Source organism: Ihubacter sp. rT4E-8 (genome assembly GCF_049852125.1).
Taxonomy (GTDB): domain Bacteria; phylum Bacillota; class Clostridia; order Peptostreptococcales; family Anaerovoracaceae; genus Senimuribacter.
This window is the reverse complement of sequence record NZ_CP187532.1, coordinates 2,384,417-2,403,492: the sequence shown is the minus strand read 5'-3', so window position 1 is coordinate 2,403,492 and position 19,076 is coordinate 2,384,417. Positions and strand designations below refer to the sequence as shown.

Below are 19,076 nucleotides of genomic sequence, written 5' to 3'. Positions count from 1 at the left end.
GGTGTGAAAAGAAAAAAGATTCTGTTGTTGGCGGTTTTAGTAGCTGCGGTGGTTGCTATGCCAGGTTACGGGCAGGTGGTAGAAATGGCAGGACAGCTTACCGTGCCTCTGACAATGGTCATCGACGCGGGCCATGGAGGAATGGACAGCGGCGCTTCGGCAAAGGACGGAACCAGCGAGAAGGACATTAACCTCGCAATTGCGAAAGCGCTTGCGAAGCAGGCGGAGGACTATGGTATACGTGTTGTTTTGACACGAGAAACGGAGGATGGACTATATGCACAGGATAATGCAGGCGGCCGTTGGTCGAAAGTAGATGATTTAAAAGAACGGAAGCGAATCATGGAAGATGCAAATCCGGATTTGGTAATCAGTATTCATCTGAACAGCTTTATTTCTGACAGCGCTGTCAGGGGGGCGCAGGTTTTCTATGCGAGCGGCGGAACTTCGGAACAGGAGGAAGAAAGTAAAGGGTTGGCTGAAGAAATGCAGAAGATATTAAATGAGAAAGCCAATGAAGGGAAGGATCGAATTGTTTTGCCGAAAAAAGATATGTATTTATTTCGGGAAGCGGATTGTACGATGATCTTGGTGGAATGCGGCTTTTTATCAAACCCGGAGGATGCGAGACTTTTAGTAGATGAAAAGTATCAGAAGAAAATTGCCGGTTGCATTATGGGATCTGTAGCAAAAAAATACGATTTAAAGGCGGCAGAAAAGTCGAAAATTTATGTCATCGAGGGGCGAACAAAAGAAACATAAACTATATAGAAAAAATGTGGATAACTCTCTCTTGACAAATATACTGGTTTGTGATCAATGTTGAAATTTCAACATGATTGGATGGAGAAGTTATCCACATGGATATGTGGGAAAAATTGTATACAATTACGAATTTCCATGTGGAAAACTTAAAAAAGCCTTAAAAATACGGGACTTATCCATTGTTGAAAAATGTTTGCGAACACACGAACACGGGTTGACGTAAAACGGAAAATGTATACAGAAAATTACTTTTTCCATACCATTCTTTCTACGATTCTTCTCCTGTGCGGATAGCGTCTACGAATGTATTGAACTCCTCAAACCCGCTTTGGATGAATTCGTAGAGGACAGGTTCCTGAAATTCATATTTGGCTGTTGGAATCAGCTTTTTTGCGAAAGAGGAATTGCTAAGATCATGCTCCAGAGCGCGAATGTCGTCGATCGTATATGCCGCGCAGAGCAATTGACCGCCATTAGAAATAAAATACATCCCCATCACGTCGTCATTGAGACGGTATTCCCACTTGTTCACATGTTTGTTATCCGGATGGAACAGCATGTACAGCGTACCGCTTTCGTGGGGATGGATCATCGCCATTGTTGTCTTTTGCGTGGCGGTCTTTGTGAAGGACTCAGGCAGATCCAGTAGTTCGAAGACGGTGATAAACTCTGAGCGTGATAACATCATAGACGCCTCAGCCGGAGACACTTTGAAATCGCTGATTCTGGAAAACTCTGTGATTTGAGAATCATTTGTCTGCACGGTACTGATGGTAATATGATAGTGATCATCAAATTCAACCAGGGATTCGCAAATGTAGGAGTTTGGCGTATCGCCGGGTTCTATATGATTTTTACAGAGCGTAGCCGCTTTGAATGAAGGGAATTCATCCAGCTGGCAGGCGCCGTCAGTGAGAAAGGCTGCCACGGAAAAATCCCTGCCGAAAACGCGCATCAGAAAATAATTGATCCGTTCGCAGGACGTGTGGATCTGGCAGCACTGTTTTTTCATGAGTACATAGCGTTCCGGTTCTGTCAGTGTGATGCTTTGCCGAAGTAAAAACTCGTATTCTGTGAAACCATCAGGTAGTGGTAGCTTTGCCTGACGGTTGAAGCGTATATATTCCTGAAGCAGAGACATAGCTTCACGCAGGGTTATAGGAACATTTTCTCCGCCTAGCCCTGAGATCATGGAACGGCTGATATCCTCCAGCGCTTCGGGATCATCGCCCAGAAGACTTCTATATGTTTCAAATCCATATTCCTCCGCGTCAAAGTAGAAGAACTGATGTAAATCGCTCATGGTTGGGTTGTCGGGCAGCTTGAAGTGAATATACATGCTGATAACACCCATGAGTCTGGTGTTGGTAACGTATGCTGATTCGAATATTTTTTCGCTTGTATCGGCAGTATCCAGCAGACCGCCGCGTAAAACTGTAAAGTTGTTCCTGTTCAAATTACCACCTCATGAATTTGTTGCTAAACTAAGTATATCCTATTTCTGCAAAATTACAATATACCATTGACAAAGAATTTTAAGAGTGTATAATTTAGTAGATAAAAGAAATCCTTATCAAGAGTGGCTGAGGGACTAGGCCCTGTGAAGCCCGGCAACCTGTGTGCCTGTTTGCGCCTGCGCGCGGCGGCAGAGAAGGTGCTAAATCCTACAGAATTATCTTGTTCTGAAAGATGAGGAATGGTAAGCCTGAATCAGACCTTTTCTTTCGTGGTGAGAGAGAAGGTTTTTGTTTTGTTTTGATAAGGAAGGGAACCTAACGGAGGAGGAGAAAAAGATGAAAAAGTTATTTACTTCAGAATCGGTAACTGAGGGTCATCCTGATAAAATGTGCGACCAGATTTCGGATGCCATATTGGACGCCATTATGGAGAAAGATCCATATGGCAGAGTTGCCTGTGAGACGACTACTACGACAGGTTACGCCATGGTTATGGGAGAAATCAGTACAAATTGTTACATAGATATCCCTAAGATTGTAAGAGACGTAATTCTGGACATCGGCTATGACAGAGCGAAGTATGGATTTGACGGCAGCACATGTGCGGTTCTGACAGCTATTGATGAGCAATCTGGCGACATCGCCATGGGGGTTGATAAGGCGCTGGAATATAAGGAAGGAAGTCTGGATGACCAGATCGACACCATCGGAGCAGGCGATCAGGGTATTATGTTCGGATATGCATGCAATGAAACAGACGAGTATATGCCGATGCCAATTCAGTTAGCTCACGAATTGGCGCTGCAGCTAACAAAGGTTCGCAAGGACGGTACGTTAACCTATTTGCGTCCGGATGGAAAAACCCAGGTTACCGTAGAGTATGACGGGGATAAAGTCAAACGTATTGATACGGTTTTGATTTCTACCCAGCATGATCCGGAAGCAACGCAGGAACAGATTCGAAGAGATCTGATAGAATACGTAATTAAGCCGATCATCCCGGCTGAATTGCTAGATGACGATACGAGATATTATGTCAATCCGACAGGACGTTTCGTCATTGGAGGACCGCACGGGGATTCCGGCTTGACGGGCAGAAAGATTATCGTAGATACTTACGGAGGATACGCGCGTCATGGCGGCGGCGCTTTTTCCGGTAAAGATCCAACAAAGGTTGACCGGTCTGCCTGTTATGCGGCAAGACATGCGGCGAAGAATGTGGTAGCGGCAGGATTGGCAGATAAGTGTGAGATTCAGTTGGCCTATGCTATCGGCGTGGCAAAGCCGGTTTCTATTATGGTAGATACCTTTGGAACAGGTAAGCTTAACGACGCGAAAATTGCAGATATCGTCAGCGAGCATTTTGATCTGCGTCCGGCAGCAATCATTCGTGATCTAGATCTGAGAAGGCCGATCTATAGACAGACGGCGGCTTACGGACACTTTGGAAGAAAGGATGTAGACCTGCCTTGGGAACGTCTCGACAAAGTGGACGAGTTGAAGGCTTATACAGAAAAATAAAAGATAGCGAGGAGATCTGCATTTTCGGATCTCCTTTTGTAATGTAAGGAAAAATTTTCATTTTTTCATTTTATTTTCATTTTTCTTCTGTATAGTAAACGCATATTAAGATAAAGATCAGGAGCTAGTGAGCTCTGTAGAAAAAAGGAGGAACATGAATATGAAAAAGTTTGTAAAAATATTTGCAATAACAGCAATGGCTGTTTCCTTGTTGGCAACTTCGTTTGCATTTGCAGACGGTAAGGCGCCGGAGACCAGAGAAAAGGGTACAGTGGTTGCGGCGCAGTCGCAGAAGGTTATCCCATGGAGCAATGCTAAAAGTATTTTTAAAAAGGAACTTCCGTCTAAAGCTGCTATTAAATATGTTCATCTGACTAGAGATGATGGACAGCGCGTATATAAGGGAAAGGCAGTAAAAGGCAGCTACGTTTACTCTATTGAAATTCAGGCATACACGGGAGAAATTCTCGACTATGAACGTGATTATGAGGGATCTCGTTACACGGCTTCTGAAATCGGCGCAGTAGGTAAGAGCTATATCAGAGCTAAGATTGAGAATCGGGTACCCGACGCGACGATTATCTATATCCGCTTGACCAGAGACGACGGAAGATATGTCTATGAGGCGGAGGCATATAAAAATGGCTATGAGTATGATTTTGAGTTCACAAAGAGCGGCAGACTGATCGAAAGTGAGAGAGACCGCGTATAAGATATAGACAGTAGGACGCGAGGCGTTATAATAATATAAAACAGCGGCAAATTTGATATGTACCCCCTTTACTGGATAAAACCAGTAGAGGGGGTTTTTCTGTGCGGTTGCCGTGGAAGAAACGTTTTTTTACTATCTTTTTCATAAAATATATGGTAAAATATAATGTTAGCAAAATAGAAAGTGAGAGGAAAATGGATTATTCAGAAACAAAGATTGATCATAGAATATTGAAAGCGCTGGAGGAGATGGGATTTGTGACCATGACGCCAATTCAGGAGACAGCTATTCCACAGCTGCTGACCGGCAGAGATATCATTGGGCAAGCACAAACAGGAACCGGTAAAACGGCTGCCTTCGGCATTCCCATGATACAGACGATTGCAGCGTTAGAGCAGGAAAAAGCAGATTCTGCGCAGGCTCTGGTTCTCTGTCCGACCCGTGAACTGGCTATCCAGGCTGCAGAGGAATTGAAAAAAATGGCCAAGCATATTCCGTCATTGAAGGTTGCCGCTATCTATGGAGGACAGGAGATTGGAAAGCAATTTTATATTCTGAAGAAGCGGGTTTCTGTCATCGTAGGAACGCCGGGACGTGTGATGGATCATATGCGCCGCGGCACGGTACACTTTGATCGCCTGAAGATGTTAGTGTTGGATGAGGCTGATGAAATGTTGAATATGGGTTTCCGCGAAGACATCGAAACGATTTGCAAGGCGTTGCCTGAGGATCGGCAGACGGCGCTTTTTTCAGCAACCATGCCGGAAGAAATTCTGGAAATTGCCCGCTTGTATCAGAAGAACGCTAAGTTGATACAGGTACAGCAGGAAGAATTGACAATTCCCCTTGTGAAACAGTTTTATTACGTAGTAAAAGGCAGGGAAAAGGATCTCTCGCTTTGCCGTTTACTGGACTATATGTCACCAAGACGGGCGTTAATTTTCTGTAATACGAAGAAAAAGGTGGATCAGCTGACTTTACTTTTGAAGTCAAAAGGATATTCTGCTGAAGCGCTCCACGGGGATTTATCCCAGCACCAGAGAGACCGTGTCATGTCGCTCTTTAGAGGAGGAAATCTGGAGCTGCTGCTGGCTACCGATGTGGCGGCTCGAGGAATCGATGTGGACGACGTGGATATGGTGTTCAATTATGATATGCCGCAGGATATGGAGTATTATGTGCATCGAATCGGCCGTACAGGACGTGCGGGAAAACGTGGGAAAGCCATTTCGCTGATTACAAGCCGGGAGCGTTATAAAATCGCGTCTCTGGAAGAATACTGCGGTACGCGTATTCGGGAGAAGGATATGCCGACTGCCGGCAGCGCCATGACGATTAAGGCGTATCGAAGCGTAACTGACGCCATGGATTATTGTGCCGGTAAGGATTTGACGCCGTATATGAAAATTGTGTATAAGCGGTGCGTAGACGATGGCTGCGATCCGCTGGAAGTAGCGGCTGCATTTTTGCGCATGAGCCTGGGCGAGATTGAACCAGAAGCAGGTCGGGAACTCTCAGGAAAGCAGACGGTACAGTCAGGAAAGTCAGCAAAGGGCGTCCGTCGGGACGGCGCTGACAGAGGCGAAGGTTTCGGCGTGAAGAACGGTGGAAAGAAAGAGAAGGACAGGAAAAAGAAAGGAAAGAAGGATGGAAAAAGGACAAAGGCTGGAGCTGATCATAGAAGACATGACAAAGGAAGGTCAGGGCGTCGGAAAAAGTAACGGTTTTGCGGTCTTTGTAAAGGATACTGTCGTAGGCGACCATGTGATAGCAGAGCTGACGAAGGTGAAGAAGAATTATGCGTTCGGTCATATTGTAGAGATGATAGAATCATCAGAAGATCGAATGCAGCCGCAGTGCCAGTATGCTGGAAACTGTGGGGGATGCGCATACAATGCGATGCGCTATGAGGGACAGCTTGCAGTAAAGGAGAAACAGGTTCGAGATAAGCTGCAGAGGCTGGGAGATATTGAAAACCCGAAAGTTCGATCGATCGTTCCTATGGAAACGCCTTTTCGCTATCGCAATAAGGCTGCGATGCCTGTCTGGGCAGGCGGCATTATTACCCGAAAGGGAGGAATTATAGAGAATTTGGGAGCTCCAACAGTTGGATTTTATCGCGCAAAAAGTCATGATGTTGTTGATTGTTACGACTGCTTGCTTCAGTCGGAGCCGGCCATGGCTGCGGCAGAGGTTTTACGTCAGTTTATGTCTTCTGATCATATTACGGCCTATGATCCCAAGTGGGAGAAAGGTCTTTTACGGCATTTGGTGGTAAAGACTGCGTTTGGAACGGGAGAGGTCATGGTAATTCTGGTCATTAACGGAAAGGGAATTCCCAATGCCGCCAAGCTGGTGGAAATGCTGGACGATGCTATTTACAGCCTGCCTCCTTCGGATAACGGGGTGGAGTACAGTCTGGAAAGCGTGGTAGTAAATATCAACAAGGGGAAAAAGGGATCTTTACCGGGGAGCATTTTCGGAGCCGAGAATGTAACAATTGCCGGAAAGCCGGCGATTTTGGAAACATCAGGCGGACTTTCTTTTGAGATATCTCCGTTGGCGTTCTATCAGGTAAACCCTGTACAGATGGAACGGCTTTACAATTTGGCAATGGAATATGCGGCTCTACGTGGAGGAGAGACGGTGTTGGATCTTTACTGCGGCGTAGGCACAATTGGATTGTTTGCGGCTAAGGCGGGCGCAGGCACGGTGATCGGCATTGAATCGGTAAAGGGAGCGGTCATCGACGCGAACAGAAACGCTGTCATCAATGGCTTTGTCAATGTCCGCTATGTCTGCGGCAAAGCGGAGGATGAGCTGCCTAAGCTTCTTTGTGACGATTTGGATGATCAAGGACTTCGAGTAGATCATGCTGACGTGGTATTTTTAGATCCGCCGAGGGCGGGCTGTGATGAGAGGCTGTTAGAGACAGTGGTAAAGGTTGCGCCATCACGCATTGTTTATGTTTCGTGTGATCCGGCTACGCTGGCCCGTGATGTTAAATTTTTGACTGCGCGGGGATACAATTTTGAAGAAGCCACGCCTGTGGATATGTTTCCGTGGACCGCAGAGGTGGAGACGGTGTGTTTATTGTCCAAACTCACGTAGACTAGCATATCGAGGTGGAGTTTCATTCAGATGGACGAGCTTGATTTGACGGCTTCGGAGAGCAAAGCAACCTATGAGTGAATCAAGAATTATGTACTGGGACATTTTCGTATGATTTGGTGAAAAATAGGTCACATAGTGAATGAATAGCAAAAGTGCAACGGACATTGGACTTTTTAGTAGAATTGAGGTGTACGAGTGAAGAATCGAGAAAATGTGAATCAGAAATCAAATATTATTATTTATACGGCAGAAGATGGTCTGACAAAAATCGAAACGACTTTTGACGAAGACACGGTATGGTTATCCATTGACCAGATGGCTGAATTATTCCAAAGAGATAAATCAACGATTTCAAGACATATAAAAAATGTTTTTTCCGAAGGAGAGCTAGTGAGAGAATCAGTTGTTGCAAATTTTGCAACAACTGCAGCAGATGGAAAAACTTATCAGGTTGATTACTATAATCTAGATGTTATTATTTCTGTGGGATATCGCGTTAAATCCAAGCGTGGTACACAGTTCAGAATCTGGGCAACAAATCTTTTAAAAGAATATATGAGAAAAGGATTTGCATTGGATGATGAGCGCCTGAAGAATTTAGGTGGTGGAGGATATTTCAAGGAATTGCTTGAAAGAATCAGAGATATCCGTGCTTCTGAAAAGGTATTTTACAGACAAGTTTTGGAGATTTATGCTACTAGTATTGATTATGATCCCAAAGCTGAAATATCTATTCTTTTTTTCAAAAAGGTGCAAAATAAAATTCATTATGCCATTCACGGTCAGACGGCGGCAGAGGTTATTTACACAAGAGCAGATGCCGAAAAAGATTTTATGGGACTTACAGCATTTGCCGGAAATCAGCCGACATTGAAAGAAGCTGTTGTTGCGAAAAATTATCTGGATGAAAAAGAACTTCGGGCAATGGGGCAACTTGTATCTGGGTATTTGGATTTTGCGGAACGTCAGGCGGAACGTGAACAGGCAATGACCATGAAAGATTGGGCGGAACATTTGGATCGTATTCTTACAATGACTGGAGAGCAGTTATTGCAGGGAAATGGAAGTATTTCTCATAAGCAGGCTGTTAATAAGGCAACGAATGAGTATAAGAAATATAAAGCCAGAACTATTAGTGACGTAGAAGAAGATTATTTAAATTCTATAAGAATGTTGGAACAAAAAACAGATAAGAAATGAAAAAATATACGATTTAAGTTTGGGCAACGGTGAACATGTTGAAACGGTGTGTTTATTGTCCAAACTTCACGTAGACTAGCATATCGAGGTAGAACCTCAGATGGGCGAGCTTGGCTTGACGGCTTCGTATTTAAAAACAATAATTATAATATAATATATAACAGGGCAGATATGAGAAATGTGTTAATGACTTTTAAAATTACAAAAGCATCCATTAAAAATTTATGTTAGTGCTAAGAACATCAAGGCATAAAATCTCTCTACCTACCTTGTGCTCAGAAATGTTCCATTTGCCCCAATTGCCCGAACAGCCTTTATTCATGGGCTTCTGGGCAGATGACATTGTAACTGAGGACAAGCCCACAAGGGATGGAAAAAACAATCATTTTACATACGCCGAACGACTAACTGTTATTGTGCAAGGCTCTCAGCGAACAATCAATATCTATTGTACTATTCCTGTCACATAAGATTTATACCATTGTAGGATAGATTGCTTTTATAATACAATGATGCAAAGAAAGGACAGTGGGCGGTATGAGGGAAAAGAAAATCCATTTATATGTAGATAGCAGGGAGCGAGCATTACTTTTACATAGCCTTATGGAGTTGAAAAATCAACTCATACAGCAAAGCAAATATGGGGACTACGTTGATGAAATTATCTTCAATATAGTCAACGCTTCGATAAAGAGAGTAAAAGTTGAACATGTCTAAGGCACATCACAGAACCTGGAAAGAAATAAAAGAACAGGAATCGAGCTGACCTGCGACGAAGCGATTATTGTCTTGCCGGAAAGTAATCTCCAGAGAACTACTATTTTAGCGAGTAAAAAAGCCTTTGTCTACAGCCTGACAGTACAGTTTTAGAACTGTACTGTTATTATATTCTTGGAAAATAACGCAAAACTCCGGAATAGTAGAAAATTGTATTCTATAAAATTATATAAATTGTATATTTTAACAAGATCAGATTTGCCATATAATAGAGTAAAAGAAAGACAATTTTGATGGGGAGGACTATTTGATGGCAGATAAAAGAACAAAGACTTTGGTTATGACGGCGTTGATGGCAGCGCTTGTTTTCATTGCGACATATTTAGTAAAGATTCCAAATCCGGCGACAGGCGGATACAGTCACATGGGTGACTGTATGATTTTTCTGGCAGTGGTGATGTTGGGACGAAAAAACGGCGCGTTTGCGGCGGCGCTGGGAGGCGCGCTATCCGACCTGTTGGCAGGAGCCGCTGTGTGGATTGCGCCCACCCTGGTTATCAAATATATCATGGCCTTTATCATGGGGACTGTTATCAAAGGAAATCCGGACAGCCGTAAGCTACAGCTGATCGGCGCGGCCGTTGGCGGGGCGTTTCAGATTATTGCGTATACGTTAGTAAAGGTTGTACTGATCGGTTCGGCGCCGGCAATCGCGTCTATACCTAATGTGACGATTCAGACGCTGGTAGGGGTAACCGTTTTTATGGTTCTTTCTGGCATACTGTCGGGTAGAATTGTCAATCTGGCAGGAACTGCAGAGGGAAAAGGAGGGGCAAAATGAAAATTATAGACGCGCATGCGCATATCGGTTATATCGGCGGATGGGCTGACGTTGGCATTACTGGTGAGGAATTGATTGCGCAGATGGATCGCTTTGAAATAGAAAAGACCGTTCTTTGCAACGAAGATAATGATATTACGTTTGATATGATGAAAAGGTATCCGGGACGCATGATCGGCGCTGTCTATGTCAATCCGATGAACGCGGCTACGGTGGATTTCATGGAGAAATACTTCGACCTGGGATTCAAAGCCGTTAAATTAAATCCGTTACGGCACGCGTATTGTGCGGATAGCGAAGCGCTTGATCCGGTGTTGGAAAAAGCCCAGGCGGCCGGCGTTCCTGTCTGCATTCACAGTGGACATCCGCCGTATTCTTTGCCGTGGCAGATCGGACTTTTGGCAGAGCGTCATCCAAAGGTGAAAGTAATGATGATTCACATGGGCCACGGTCATGGGGTATATATTGACGCCGCCTTAAAGATGGCGCGCCGTTATTCAAATATCTGGCTGGAAATGAGCGGCATGCCTATGCCCTCTAAGATTCGCGAGGCATATGAGACTGTCGGCAAGGATAGAATTATGTTTGGCACAGACACGCCGTTTCACGATCCTTCTGTAGAGCTGCAGAAGGTTTTAGTCAGCGGTGTGGAAGAAGCCGGCATACAGAGAGTTCTTTACGATAACGCCGCGACGTTTTTTGGGATAAAATAAAGAGTGTAAAAGCTGCAGCATGAAACCTGCAGTTTTTCTTTATTCCGGTTTCAATCTTGCTTAAAAAGGTATATAATATGGTAGAAGGAAACATAGAAAGACGCAGGAGGAGTTTATGCTTACATTAAAACAGGTACGCTGGAAGCCGGAAGACGGCGATGAAGTGCTGAAAGGCATTGATCTGACCGTGGAGGCAGGCAAGCTGACCGTGGTCACAGGCCCTAACGGAGGCGGCAAAACGTCTCTGGCGAAAGTGATCGCCGGAATCAACAGTGTCACTGGCGGAACTATTTTGTTGGATGATATAGATATCACAGAAAAGAATATTACAGACAGGGCGAAGCTGGGAGTTAGCTATGCCTTTCAGCAGCCAGTTCGTTTCAAAGGGATTACGGTGCATGATCTGTTGGATTTAGCGGCAGGCGGTAAGATCCCCGAAGAAGAAATCTGTGAATTGATGGCTAAAGTAGGCCTTTGTACAAAGGATTACATTGAGCGTGAGGTTAACGCCAGTCTGTCTGGCGGTGAGATTAAACGTATTGAGATAGCGTCAGTATTGGCGCGGAGAAACAGTCGGGTTCTCATCTTTGACGAACCGGAGGCAGGAATCGATCTGTGGAGCTTTGCTGGATTGATCGATGCTTTTGAGGAATTGAAAAAGGACAAGCAGAAAGCGCTATTGGTAATTTCCCATCAGGAACGGCTTCTTGAGATCGCTGATGAAATTGCGGTGATTGCCGACGGAAAGGTTCGTATTAAAGGACCTGGCACGGAGATTTTGCCGCAGCTGATGGAAGGCGAAAAATCCGGCGGATGTCCGATTGGAAGGGAGTGGTAGACATGGACAAGCTGACGATGGAGCTGCTGAAGGCTGTATCAGAGTACACCGAGGGCGGCTATACAGGCGCGTATAATATTCGTGAAAATGGCGGCTGCGCAGGCAGACAGTCTACCGACAATATTTTGATCGAGGGGAAAGTTGATGGCAGCGGATTGGATATTTACATTAAGGCCGGAACCAAAGGAGAAAAAGTATTCATTCCCGCGTGTGTTACTCGCGGCAGTGTTAGCGATCTGGTTTATAATGACTTTCATGTAGGCGAAGATGCTGATGTGACAATTATCGCGGGCTGCGGCGTTCATACGGACGATGACGGCGAGGCGGCACATAACGGTATACACAGCTTTCATCTGAAAAAAGGCGCTCGCGTATTATATGAGGAAAAACATCTCGGTACAGGAGAAGGAAGTGGTCAGAAGCGAATTGATCCGGTAACTGAAGTGGATCTGGCCGAGGATGCTGTGCTGGAAATGAATACGATTCAGCTGGGAGGCGTGGATCACTCTACAAGGACCACCACCGGACGTCTGGGCGATAGAGCTAAATTGATTATTCACGAAAGCATTCAGACCTCAGGCGAGGAGTATGCTAAGACAGATTTTGACGTGGATATGGACGGAGAGGACTGTGCTGTAGATTTGATTTCGCGTTCTGTTGCGAAGGATCATTCCTATCAGGAGTATCATTCCAGGATTAAAGGCAACAACCGGTGCACTGGTCATTCAGAGTGTGACGCTATCCTGGTGGGACAGGGTAAGGTTAACGCGGCGCCGGAACTGTTTGCGGGACATCTGGACGCTTCATTGATCCATGAGGCAGCCATAGGCAAAGTGGCAGGAGAACAAATATTGAAGCTGCAGACCCTGGGCCTCAGCGAAGAAGAAGCAGAAAAACAGATTATAGACGGATTTTTGAGGGGATAGAGAAGATGACAAAGGCGATAGATCAGACCTTCACGTCAGCCCTGACCGGTTGGTATCGTCAGAACAGGAGGGACTTGCCTTGGCGGCAGGATAAAGATCCCTACCACGTGTGGGTATCTGAAATCATGCTGCAGCAGACCAGAGTTGAGGCTGTGAGGGAGTATTATATTCGTTTTATGAAGGCTCTGCCCGATGTTCAGGCGCTGGCGGAAGCGGAGGAACAAACGCTGCTGAAGCTGTGGCAGGGCTTGGGTTATTACAATCGAGTTCGAAATATGCATAAGGCCGCCGTGGCTGTAAAAGAGGAGCACGGCGGCGTTTTTCCATACGATTATGAAGGACTGCGTAGTTTACCCGGCATTGGAGACTATACGGCGGGAGCCATTGCGTCCATTTGCTTTGATCAAAGAGTTGCGGCCGTAGACGGCAATGTTCTCAGAGTGTACAGCCGTCTCAATGAGGATGCTGGTGATGTCAAAGGAACTGTTATGAAGAAAAAAGTGTCCCTGGAACTGCAAGAACTGTATCCCAGCGAGGACTGCGGAGATTTTACTCAGGGTCTGATCGAATTGGGCGCGCTGATTTGCGTGCCGGCGGGACAGCCGAGATGCGGAAGCTGTCCTGTTTCGCAATACTGCAAGGCTGCGGAAAATGGTACGGCGCTGCTCTATCCTGTAAAGAGAGAGAAGAAGCAGCGAAAAAAGGTGCAGAAGACGGTATTTCTGTTTCAGTGTGGAGATAAACTCGCTGTGGAGCAGCGGCCGGATACAGGACTGCTTGCGGGAATGTATCAGTTTCCTAATGTGGATGAAGCTATGGATGCGGCAGATGCTGTCCGTCAGGCAGAGCTGTGGGGCGTCTGTCCGCGCGATTTGCAGCGCAGGGTGGATTATACTCATGTGTTTACCCACGTGGAGTGGGAGATGCAGGCCTACTATATGACAGTGGAATGCGAAGACTGCCGCTTTATCTGGGCGAATAGAGATCAGTTAAAGAAAGACATCCCTTTACCTTCTGCATTCCGGTATTTCCTGGAGTAAACTGTAAGAATTTCTTAATTTGAAAAGGAAGAACGCCTCCTGTATACTATAATTGGCCGAAGATATCTTTGGAAGAAATCGTTGAGAAAACAGCTATTATTTTATAGGGGGATGTACAGTTATGAAAAGAGCAAAGATGAGCTATAGGACGGCAGCGCTGGCTGTATTGATTGCGGTAGCAGTGATTCTGTCGGGCTGCGATATACTCACTATTACGCCGGGACCGGATTTGGAACAACCGGTGCTGGTTAAGCAGCTCAGCTATTGTGAAGAAAATACATTTTGCTTTTCCTATATCTATGATGAATGGAAAGAGATTAAACGCATTGAATTTCCTGAACTTTCCGGTATATCCTTTGAACTGGAAGCAGAGGAAGACAGAACCTTTGAAAAATACGGCGTTGTAACGATACGAGTAAATCTGTCTAAGGGGGTTAAAAGAGATACAGTTATTAAGACGGCGAATATCACCTGGGATGATGGAACCAAGTCTGCTGAGAATTTGGGACAAATTACGCTGCTTGCCGGTTATCAGGGCATAGAGGCTGCTGAAGATACGAAGGAAAATCAATATGATATGTTGGAAGAATCAGGCGGCTGGTTTGACGGGGATGAGGAAGAATGGTATATGTGGTCATTTTATGCCTGTCAGGATCGGAAGTTGACGGGAGTACAGCTGCCTTCTGAAAAAATGGAGGCGCTGCTTGAGGATATATATATTGATGATACCAATGCGGGGCAAATCGATACGGTACTTGACTACAGTCAGGATGAAACCTACGATGTCATGTGGAGTTTTAGCAGCAAAGCTGACCGCTACGGCATCATACAGTGTCCTGCCTGTGTCATGGCCAGAGATGGAAAAGATGAATGTCCTGTGGCCTTTTTTCTGGTGAGCAGGATGATAGAAAGTCAGGACAGTCTGATCAAATATCTGAAAAAAGCGTTGGATGGAGAAATATGATGGGGAAGAAGAAAATCTTGATCTATGGGGATTCTAATACCCATGGTTTTCGTGTCGACAACGGTCTTCGTTACGAACCGGATGAACGGTGGACTGGCGTGTGCCAGCGTTTCATCGCCGGGAAGGCCGATCTTTTAGAGGAAGGATTAAACGGCCGCCTGACATGCTTTGATGAACCTGGAATGTCGTTTAGAAATGGCCTTGCATATATCGAGGCGTGCGTACGAAGCCACCTGCCGTTGGATATGATTTGCGTTATGCTGGGAACGAATGACTTAAAGCTTCCAGGTATGACAGCACAAATCGTGGCGCGCAATGCTGCTCGTGTTTTAGAGAAGGCCAGAGAAGTAACTCTCAGCAAATATCCTGATAAGTCCTGTGAATATACTCTCATTGCGCCGGTTCAGATCGGAGGAGAACTAACCGAGGGACCCTTTGGCTGTGAGTTTGCGCTGTCGTCTATTGAGGTATCAAAGGGTTTCCGTCAGGCTTTTGCAGACGAGGCGCAGCGCTGCGGCTTCCTGTACTTTGACGCCTCGCAGTACGCGCGTCCGGGGGATGTGGATGGATTACATCTGGATGTGGAGAATCATCAAAAGCTGGGACGCGCATTTGCAGCCTGGTTGGAAAATAAAATATAAAACGGGTATCTTTTTTCCCCGGGAAGATATAATAAGCTTACAGTTTTGTAAGGCCGTCGTAAGGACGGCCTATGGCAAGCGATATCGTGAGCTGATATAATTTGAAATACAAAAGGGATTGGGGAGATGAAGAAAATGCGGGGTAATGGGAAAATCGCGTCAGGGGCGTTGGCCGTATTTCTTGGAAGCAGTCTGGCAGGTCTGATTTGCCTGACAGTTCTGGGCATGAGTAAGGCGGCGGCAGAAAGCGCCTTCCTGCTGCCGGCGCTTTGTATATTGCTGGCGGCAATGACCATATCCATTGTGGTGATGCTCTTTGCATTACCGAGAAAACGATGAGAGACAAGGGTATATCGGATTAGGTGAACTAATGCGATATACTTTTGTTTTATTGGAGATGATTTTAAGTAAGTTTGTTTGACTTTGCATAAAATTATGCTAATATGAAAGAAGGGATCATCATAACTGACAAATTGGAGGACGTGTCCTTTCCAAAATATACGATTGCAATATAGAGGAGGAGTATTATGAGCATAAAAATAGCTATCAATGGGTTTGGACGGATTGGCCGTTTGGCTTTTCGTAGAATATTTGACGATTCGGATTTTGAGATTGTAGCCATCAACGATCTGACTAATCCGGAAATGCTGAGCTATCTGTTGAAATATGACAGTGTGCAGGGCGCCTATCGCGATCACAAGGTGTGTTGCGGCGAAAATACTTTGATCGTGGGAGAACGTGAGATCCCTATTTTTTCAGAGCCTGATCCGGCAAAGCTGCCGTGGAAAGCGTTAAATGTTGATATTGTGTTAGAGTGTACAGGTTTTTTTACGAAAAAAGATAAGGCGGACGCACATCTGGCTGCCGGCGCAAAAAAGGTATTGATTTCTGCGCCAGGAGGTAACGATATGCCGACGATCGTTTATGGAGTAAATCATGAGACGTTGCGAAAAGAGGATTTAATCGTTTCCGGCGCTAGCTGTACAACTAATTGTCTGGCTCCGATGGCAAAGGCGCTTAATGGATATCGCGAATTGAGAACTGGCTTTATGACCACCATTCACGCCTATACCGGCGATCAGATGATTCTGGATGGGCCGCATAGGAAGGGGGATTTCCGCCGTGCACGTGCGGGAGCCATTAATATTGTTCCTAACAGTACCGGAGCAGCGAAGGCAATCGGTCTTGTTATACCGGAATTAGACGGTAAGCTAATCGGATCGGCACAGAGAGTACCCGTTCCATCCGGATCTATTACGATTTTGGACGCGACCCTGAAGGATGAGACAGAATCAGTATCGGTAGAGGGAATCAATGCTGCTATGAAAGCGGCGGCAAATCAATCGTTTGGGTATTCAGAAGAAGAACTGGTGTCCAGCGACATTATCGGTATGAGCTATGGTTCATTGTTTGATGCTACACAGACATTAGCTCAACGCTGTGGGACAAAGATTTACGAGGTCAGAGTTGTAGCGTGGTACGATAACGAGATGAGTTACACTTGTCAGCTGATCAGAACGCTGAAGCACATGGGTCAGTTAATGTAGAGAGGTTCAGATTTAATATGAGAAAATATAAAACGGCAAAGGCCTTCCTGGTTTTGGGAGATTTGTCGTTTTTGTTTGTGACAAAGAAGAATAACTTGACTTTTATAGCAAAAAATGTAAGAATTGGAAAGAGAGGTGATAAAATTGAGAAACAGTAGAGATTATGTACAGAGAGAACTATTGAGATTTCAGGAAATGAGACAAAAATATTTTGAAGAATTGGATGGCTTGCCTGAGGGACACCTGGAAGCAGGCGATATTAACGGAAACAGATACTATACATTGTCCCTTGATGGAAAGAGAGCCTATTTGGGACGAGGTCAAATGCCTGTAGTACAGGGCATACAGAAAAGATATCTTCTTGAAAAATCTATTCTGATCTTAGATAAGGATATCAAGCTAATGAAGGATTATGTGAAGAAATATAGTTCTCCCTACGGCGATGATTTGATTAAGCGTTTACCGAAAGCCTATAAGCCTGAGAATGTGCTGAATTCCGTCGCAATAAATTGTACAGACAGCGACAAATGGGAAAGAAGCCAGTATGTTCGCTCTGGCAGAAATCCTGAAGGACTTAAACACCGAACGATCAAGGGAGATATGGTACGCTCCAAATCAGAGGTTCTAATAGCTAACATGCTTTTTACAAAAAATATCCCATATCATTATGAGGAAGAATTGGCCTTATCCGGAAAAATCATCGCGCCGGATTTCAAAATTGCCGTTTGCAGTGAAAATCGATTTAAGCTTTTGGAACACTGCGGTATGATGGGGAATGATCAATATTGCACAAGTTTTACATGGAAATTGCAAATGTATATTCGGAATGGTTATTTGCCATGGAAAGATGTTTTCTTTACATTTGAAGATTTGGATGGAAATATAGATACAAAGCTGATCGACGAGATGATAGAAAATTATTTTTTGTGAATTAATCGTAGTGAGACCGAGATAGTTTTAAGGGAATTGGTTGATTTCGCCGAAAACCCTAAAACGGCAGAGAACTATTTTAAGGGAATCAGTTAATTTCGCCGAAAACCTTAAAACGGCAGAGAGCTATTTTAAGGGAATCAGTTAATTTCGCCGAAAACCTTAAAACGGCAGAGAACTATTTTAAGGGAATCAGTTGATTTCGCCGAAAACCCTAAAACGACAGAACACTATTTTAAGGGAATTCGTCAATTTTCTCAAATTCCCTTAACTGTTCAATTGTGCAGTACATTGACACGTGTTACAATAAAGAAAAAGAATTTTACTGATAGGGGGCTATATGAATCAGAGATATGCAATTGTAATTGGCGCTTCAAAGGGTATTGGCCTAGCTGTTTTTCAACAGCTGGTGGAACAGGGATATGAGGTTTGTGGTCTTAGCAGGAGTCAGGGACAGCTTCCGGTGGAAAAATGGATTCCCTGTGATGTAACAGATGCAAATTCAATAGAAGAAGGATTTTATCAGGCAATTAAACGTTTGGGTGGGAGATTGGATGTCTGCGTTCTGAACGCGGGCATAGGAATCTCCGGTGCATTTGAATTCACATCGGAAAGAGATTACCGTAGGCAAATGGAGGTCAATGTTTTTGGGACGATAGCTTGCGCTAGACAGGCGGCGCAGATTATGCGACATCAGCAAAATGGGAAAATCATCTTTATTTCTTCGTTGGCTGCTATTTTTCCTTTGCCGTTTCAGAGTTTCTATTCGGCCAGTAAAGCGGCTGTCAATGTGATAAGTGACGCGATGGGTATTGAACTGAAGCCGTTTAGTGTTGAGACTTGTACTATTATGCTCAATGATGTTAAGACTGAATTTACAGATAATAGAGTAAAAACATGGGTGGGGGACGATGTCTATGGCGGGCGCATTGAGGCCTCTGTTTCCAAGATGGAGCATTCCGAGCAGGAGGGGATGCGTCCTGAGGATGTTGCCCGTGTTGTATGCGCTCTTTTATCGCGGCGCAAGCTGCCGCCGCATAAAATTGTTGGTGTAGGGAATGAAATGTTAAACTTCTTATATAGAATTCTGCCGACCGGTATTATGCTTCAAATTCTTGCGAAGATATACGGATAGGAGGAGTAAACAGTG

The 19,076-nt window shown here is 44.8% G+C and carries 19 protein-coding genes and 1 riboswitch; of the genes, 18 read left to right on the top strand and 1 reads right to left on the bottom strand.

Features of this window, described 5'->3' with window-relative positions; all coding sequences use genetic code 11:
- Positions 1 to 3: 3 nt before the first annotated feature.
- Entirely contained in the window at positions 4 to 762 is a 759-nt protein-coding gene (locus ACPW7J_RS11890) for an N-acetylmuramoyl-L-alanine amidase family protein (RefSeq protein WP_425755314.1), read from the top strand.
- A 271-nt stretch (positions 763 to 1,033) separates the two neighbouring features.
- Here ACPW7J_RS11890 and ACPW7J_RS11885 read toward each other — a convergent pair whose 3' ends face one another.
- Positions 1,034 to 2,221, bottom strand: coding sequence for a hypothetical protein (locus ACPW7J_RS11885; RefSeq protein ID WP_425755313.1), 1,188 nt, complete (start codon positions 2,219 to 2,221; stop codon positions 1,034 to 1,036).
- Positions 2,222 to 2,332: 111 nt separating this feature from the next.
- Positions 2,333 to 2,461, top strand: a riboswitch (SAM riboswitch).
- A gap of 97 nt (positions 2,462 to 2,558) precedes the next feature.
- Here ACPW7J_RS11885 and metK point away from each other — a divergent pair.
- The 17 genes from metK (at position 2,559) to ACPW7J_RS11800 (ending at position 19,061) form a co-directional block, all read left to right on the top strand.
- The gene (gene metK / locus ACPW7J_RS11880) at positions 2,559 to 3,743 is read left to right on the top strand and encodes a methionine adenosyltransferase (protein WP_161874189.1); all 1,185 of its coding nucleotides are present in this window, start codon (positions 2,559 to 2,561) and stop codon (positions 3,741 to 3,743) included.
- A 160-nt stretch (positions 3,744 to 3,903) separates the two neighbouring features.
- Entirely contained in the window at positions 3,904 to 4,455 is a 552-nt protein-coding gene (locus ACPW7J_RS11875; RefSeq protein ID WP_161874188.1) for a PepSY domain-containing protein, read from the top strand.
- 194 nt (positions 4,456 to 4,649) lie between these two features.
- Positions 4,650 to 6,176: a DEAD/DEAH box helicase gene (locus ACPW7J_RS11870; RefSeq protein WP_425755312.1), complete on the top strand. Its 1,527-nt coding sequence runs from the start codon at positions 4,650 to 4,652 to the stop codon at positions 6,174 to 6,176.
- Positions 6,103 to 7,566: a 23S rRNA (uracil(1939)-C(5))-methyltransferase RlmD gene (gene rlmD / locus ACPW7J_RS11865; RefSeq protein ID WP_425755311.1), complete on the top strand. Its 1,464-nt coding sequence runs from the start codon at positions 6,103 to 6,105 to the stop codon at positions 7,564 to 7,566. The genes ACPW7J_RS11870 and rlmD overlap by 74 nt, the downstream gene beginning before the upstream one ends.
- Positions 7,567 to 7,764: 198 nt before the next feature.
- On the top strand, positions 7,765 to 8,769 hold the full coding sequence (locus ACPW7J_RS11860; RefSeq protein ID WP_161874185.1) for a virulence RhuM family protein: 1,005 nt from the start codon (positions 7,765 to 7,767) through the stop codon (positions 8,767 to 8,769).
- Between the two features lie 1,027 nt (positions 8,770 to 9,796).
- Complete coding sequence (locus tag ACPW7J_RS11855; RefSeq protein WP_425755310.1) at positions 9,797 to 10,327, top strand: ECF transporter S component; 531 nt, start codon at positions 9,797 to 9,799, stop codon at positions 10,325 to 10,327.
- Complete coding sequence (locus tag ACPW7J_RS11850; protein WP_161874183.1) at positions 10,324 to 11,040, top strand: amidohydrolase family protein; 717 nt, start codon at positions 10,324 to 10,326, stop codon at positions 11,038 to 11,040. Before ACPW7J_RS11855 ends, ACPW7J_RS11850 begins: the two co-directional genes overlap by 4 nt.
- A 115-nt stretch (positions 11,041 to 11,155) precedes the next feature.
- On the top strand, positions 11,156 to 11,878 hold the full coding sequence (locus tag ACPW7J_RS11845) for an ATP-binding cassette domain-containing protein (RefSeq protein WP_425755309.1): 723 nt from the start codon (positions 11,156 to 11,158) through the stop codon (positions 11,876 to 11,878).
- Between the two features lie 2 nt (positions 11,879 to 11,880).
- Positions 11,881 to 12,804 carry a SufB/SufD family protein gene (locus ACPW7J_RS11840; protein WP_425755308.1) on the top strand — a complete coding sequence of 308 codons (924 nt, stop codon included), beginning with the start codon at positions 11,881 to 11,883 and terminating at the stop codon, positions 12,802 to 12,804.
- Positions 12,805 to 12,809: 5 nt separating this feature from the next.
- Positions 12,810 to 13,844 carry an A/G-specific adenine glycosylase gene (mutY, locus tag ACPW7J_RS11835; protein WP_425755307.1) on the top strand — a complete coding sequence of 345 codons (1,035 nt, stop codon included), beginning with the start codon at positions 12,810 to 12,812 and terminating at the stop codon, positions 13,842 to 13,844.
- 121 nt (positions 13,845 to 13,965) lie between these two features.
- Complete coding sequence (locus tag ACPW7J_RS11830) at positions 13,966 to 14,808, top strand: hypothetical protein (protein ID WP_425755306.1); 843 nt, start codon at positions 13,966 to 13,968, stop codon at positions 14,806 to 14,808.
- Positions 14,805 to 15,449 (top strand): GDSL-type esterase/lipase family protein, encoded by a 645-nt coding sequence (locus ACPW7J_RS11825; RefSeq protein ID WP_425755305.1) that lies wholly within the window; start codon positions 14,805 to 14,807, stop codon positions 15,447 to 15,449. The genes ACPW7J_RS11830 and ACPW7J_RS11825 overlap by 4 nt, the downstream gene beginning before the upstream one ends.
- A 126-nt stretch (positions 15,450 to 15,575) precedes the next feature.
- Positions 15,576 to 15,788: a hypothetical protein gene (locus ACPW7J_RS11820; RefSeq protein ID WP_161874177.1), complete on the top strand. Its 213-nt coding sequence runs from the start codon at positions 15,576 to 15,578 to the stop codon at positions 15,786 to 15,788.
- 188 nt (positions 15,789 to 15,976) lie between these two features.
- Positions 15,977 to 16,996 (top strand): type I glyceraldehyde-3-phosphate dehydrogenase, encoded by a 1,020-nt coding sequence (gap, locus tag ACPW7J_RS11815; protein WP_161874176.1) that lies wholly within the window; start codon positions 15,977 to 15,979, stop codon positions 16,994 to 16,996.
- A 17-nt stretch (positions 16,997 to 17,013) separates the two neighbouring features.
- Positions 17,014 to 17,154, top strand: a complete 141-nt coding sequence (locus ACPW7J_RS11810; RefSeq protein WP_425755304.1) for a hypothetical protein — start codon at positions 17,014 to 17,016, stop codon at positions 17,152 to 17,154.
- On the top strand, positions 17,141 to 17,926 hold the full coding sequence (locus ACPW7J_RS11805; RefSeq protein ID WP_425755303.1) for a hypothetical protein: 786 nt from the start codon (positions 17,141 to 17,143) through the stop codon (positions 17,924 to 17,926). Before ACPW7J_RS11810 ends, ACPW7J_RS11805 begins: the two co-directional genes overlap by 14 nt.
- A 340-nt stretch (positions 17,927 to 18,266) precedes the next feature.
- Positions 18,267 to 19,061, top strand: a complete 795-nt coding sequence (locus tag ACPW7J_RS11800; RefSeq protein ID WP_425755302.1) for an SDR family NAD(P)-dependent oxidoreductase — start codon at positions 18,267 to 18,269, stop codon at positions 19,059 to 19,061.
- The last annotated feature ends 15 nt before the right edge of the window (positions 19,062 to 19,076 follow it).

Coding starts and splice junctions, on each gene's coding strand:
- metK (WP_161874189.1), top strand. CDS start 2,559: ATGAAAAAGTTATTTACTTCAGAATCGGTAACTGAGGGTCATCCTGAT.
- ACPW7J_RS11875 (WP_161874188.1), top strand. CDS start 3,904: ATGAAAAAGTTTGTAAAAATATTTGCAATAACAGCAATGGCTGTTTCC.
- ACPW7J_RS11870 (WP_425755312.1), top strand. CDS start 4,650: ATGGATTATTCAGAAACAAAGATTGATCATAGAATATTGAAAGCGCTG.
- rlmD (WP_425755311.1), top strand. CDS start 6,103: ATGGAAAAAGGACAAAGGCTGGAGCTGATCATAGAAGACATGACAAAG.
- ACPW7J_RS11855 (WP_425755310.1), top strand. CDS start 9,797: ATGGCAGATAAAAGAACAAAGACTTTGGTTATGACGGCGTTGATGGCA.
- ACPW7J_RS11850 (WP_161874183.1), top strand. CDS start 10,324: ATGAAAATTATAGACGCGCATGCGCATATCGGTTATATCGGCGGATGG.
- ACPW7J_RS11845 (WP_425755309.1), top strand. CDS start 11,156: ATGCTTACATTAAAACAGGTACGCTGGAAGCCGGAAGACGGCGATGAA.
- ACPW7J_RS11840 (WP_425755308.1), top strand. CDS start 11,881: ATGGACAAGCTGACGATGGAGCTGCTGAAGGCTGTATCAGAGTACACC.
- mutY (WP_425755307.1), top strand. CDS start 12,810: ATGACAAAGGCGATAGATCAGACCTTCACGTCAGCCCTGACCGGTTGG.
- ACPW7J_RS11830 (WP_425755306.1), top strand. CDS start 13,966: ATGAAAAGAGCAAAGATGAGCTATAGGACGGCAGCGCTGGCTGTATTG.
- ACPW7J_RS11825 (WP_425755305.1), top strand. CDS start 14,805: ATGATGGGGAAGAAGAAAATCTTGATCTATGGGGATTCTAATACCCAT.
- ACPW7J_RS11820 (WP_161874177.1), top strand. CDS start 15,576: ATGAAGAAAATGCGGGGTAATGGGAAAATCGCGTCAGGGGCGTTGGCC.
- gap (WP_161874176.1), top strand. CDS start 15,977: ATGAGCATAAAAATAGCTATCAATGGGTTTGGACGGATTGGCCGTTTG.
- ACPW7J_RS11810 (WP_425755304.1), top strand. CDS start 17,014: ATGAGAAAATATAAAACGGCAAAGGCCTTCCTGGTTTTGGGAGATTTG.
- ACPW7J_RS11800 (WP_425755302.1), top strand. CDS start 18,267: ATGAATCAGAGATATGCAATTGTAATTGGCGCTTCAAAGGGTATTGGC.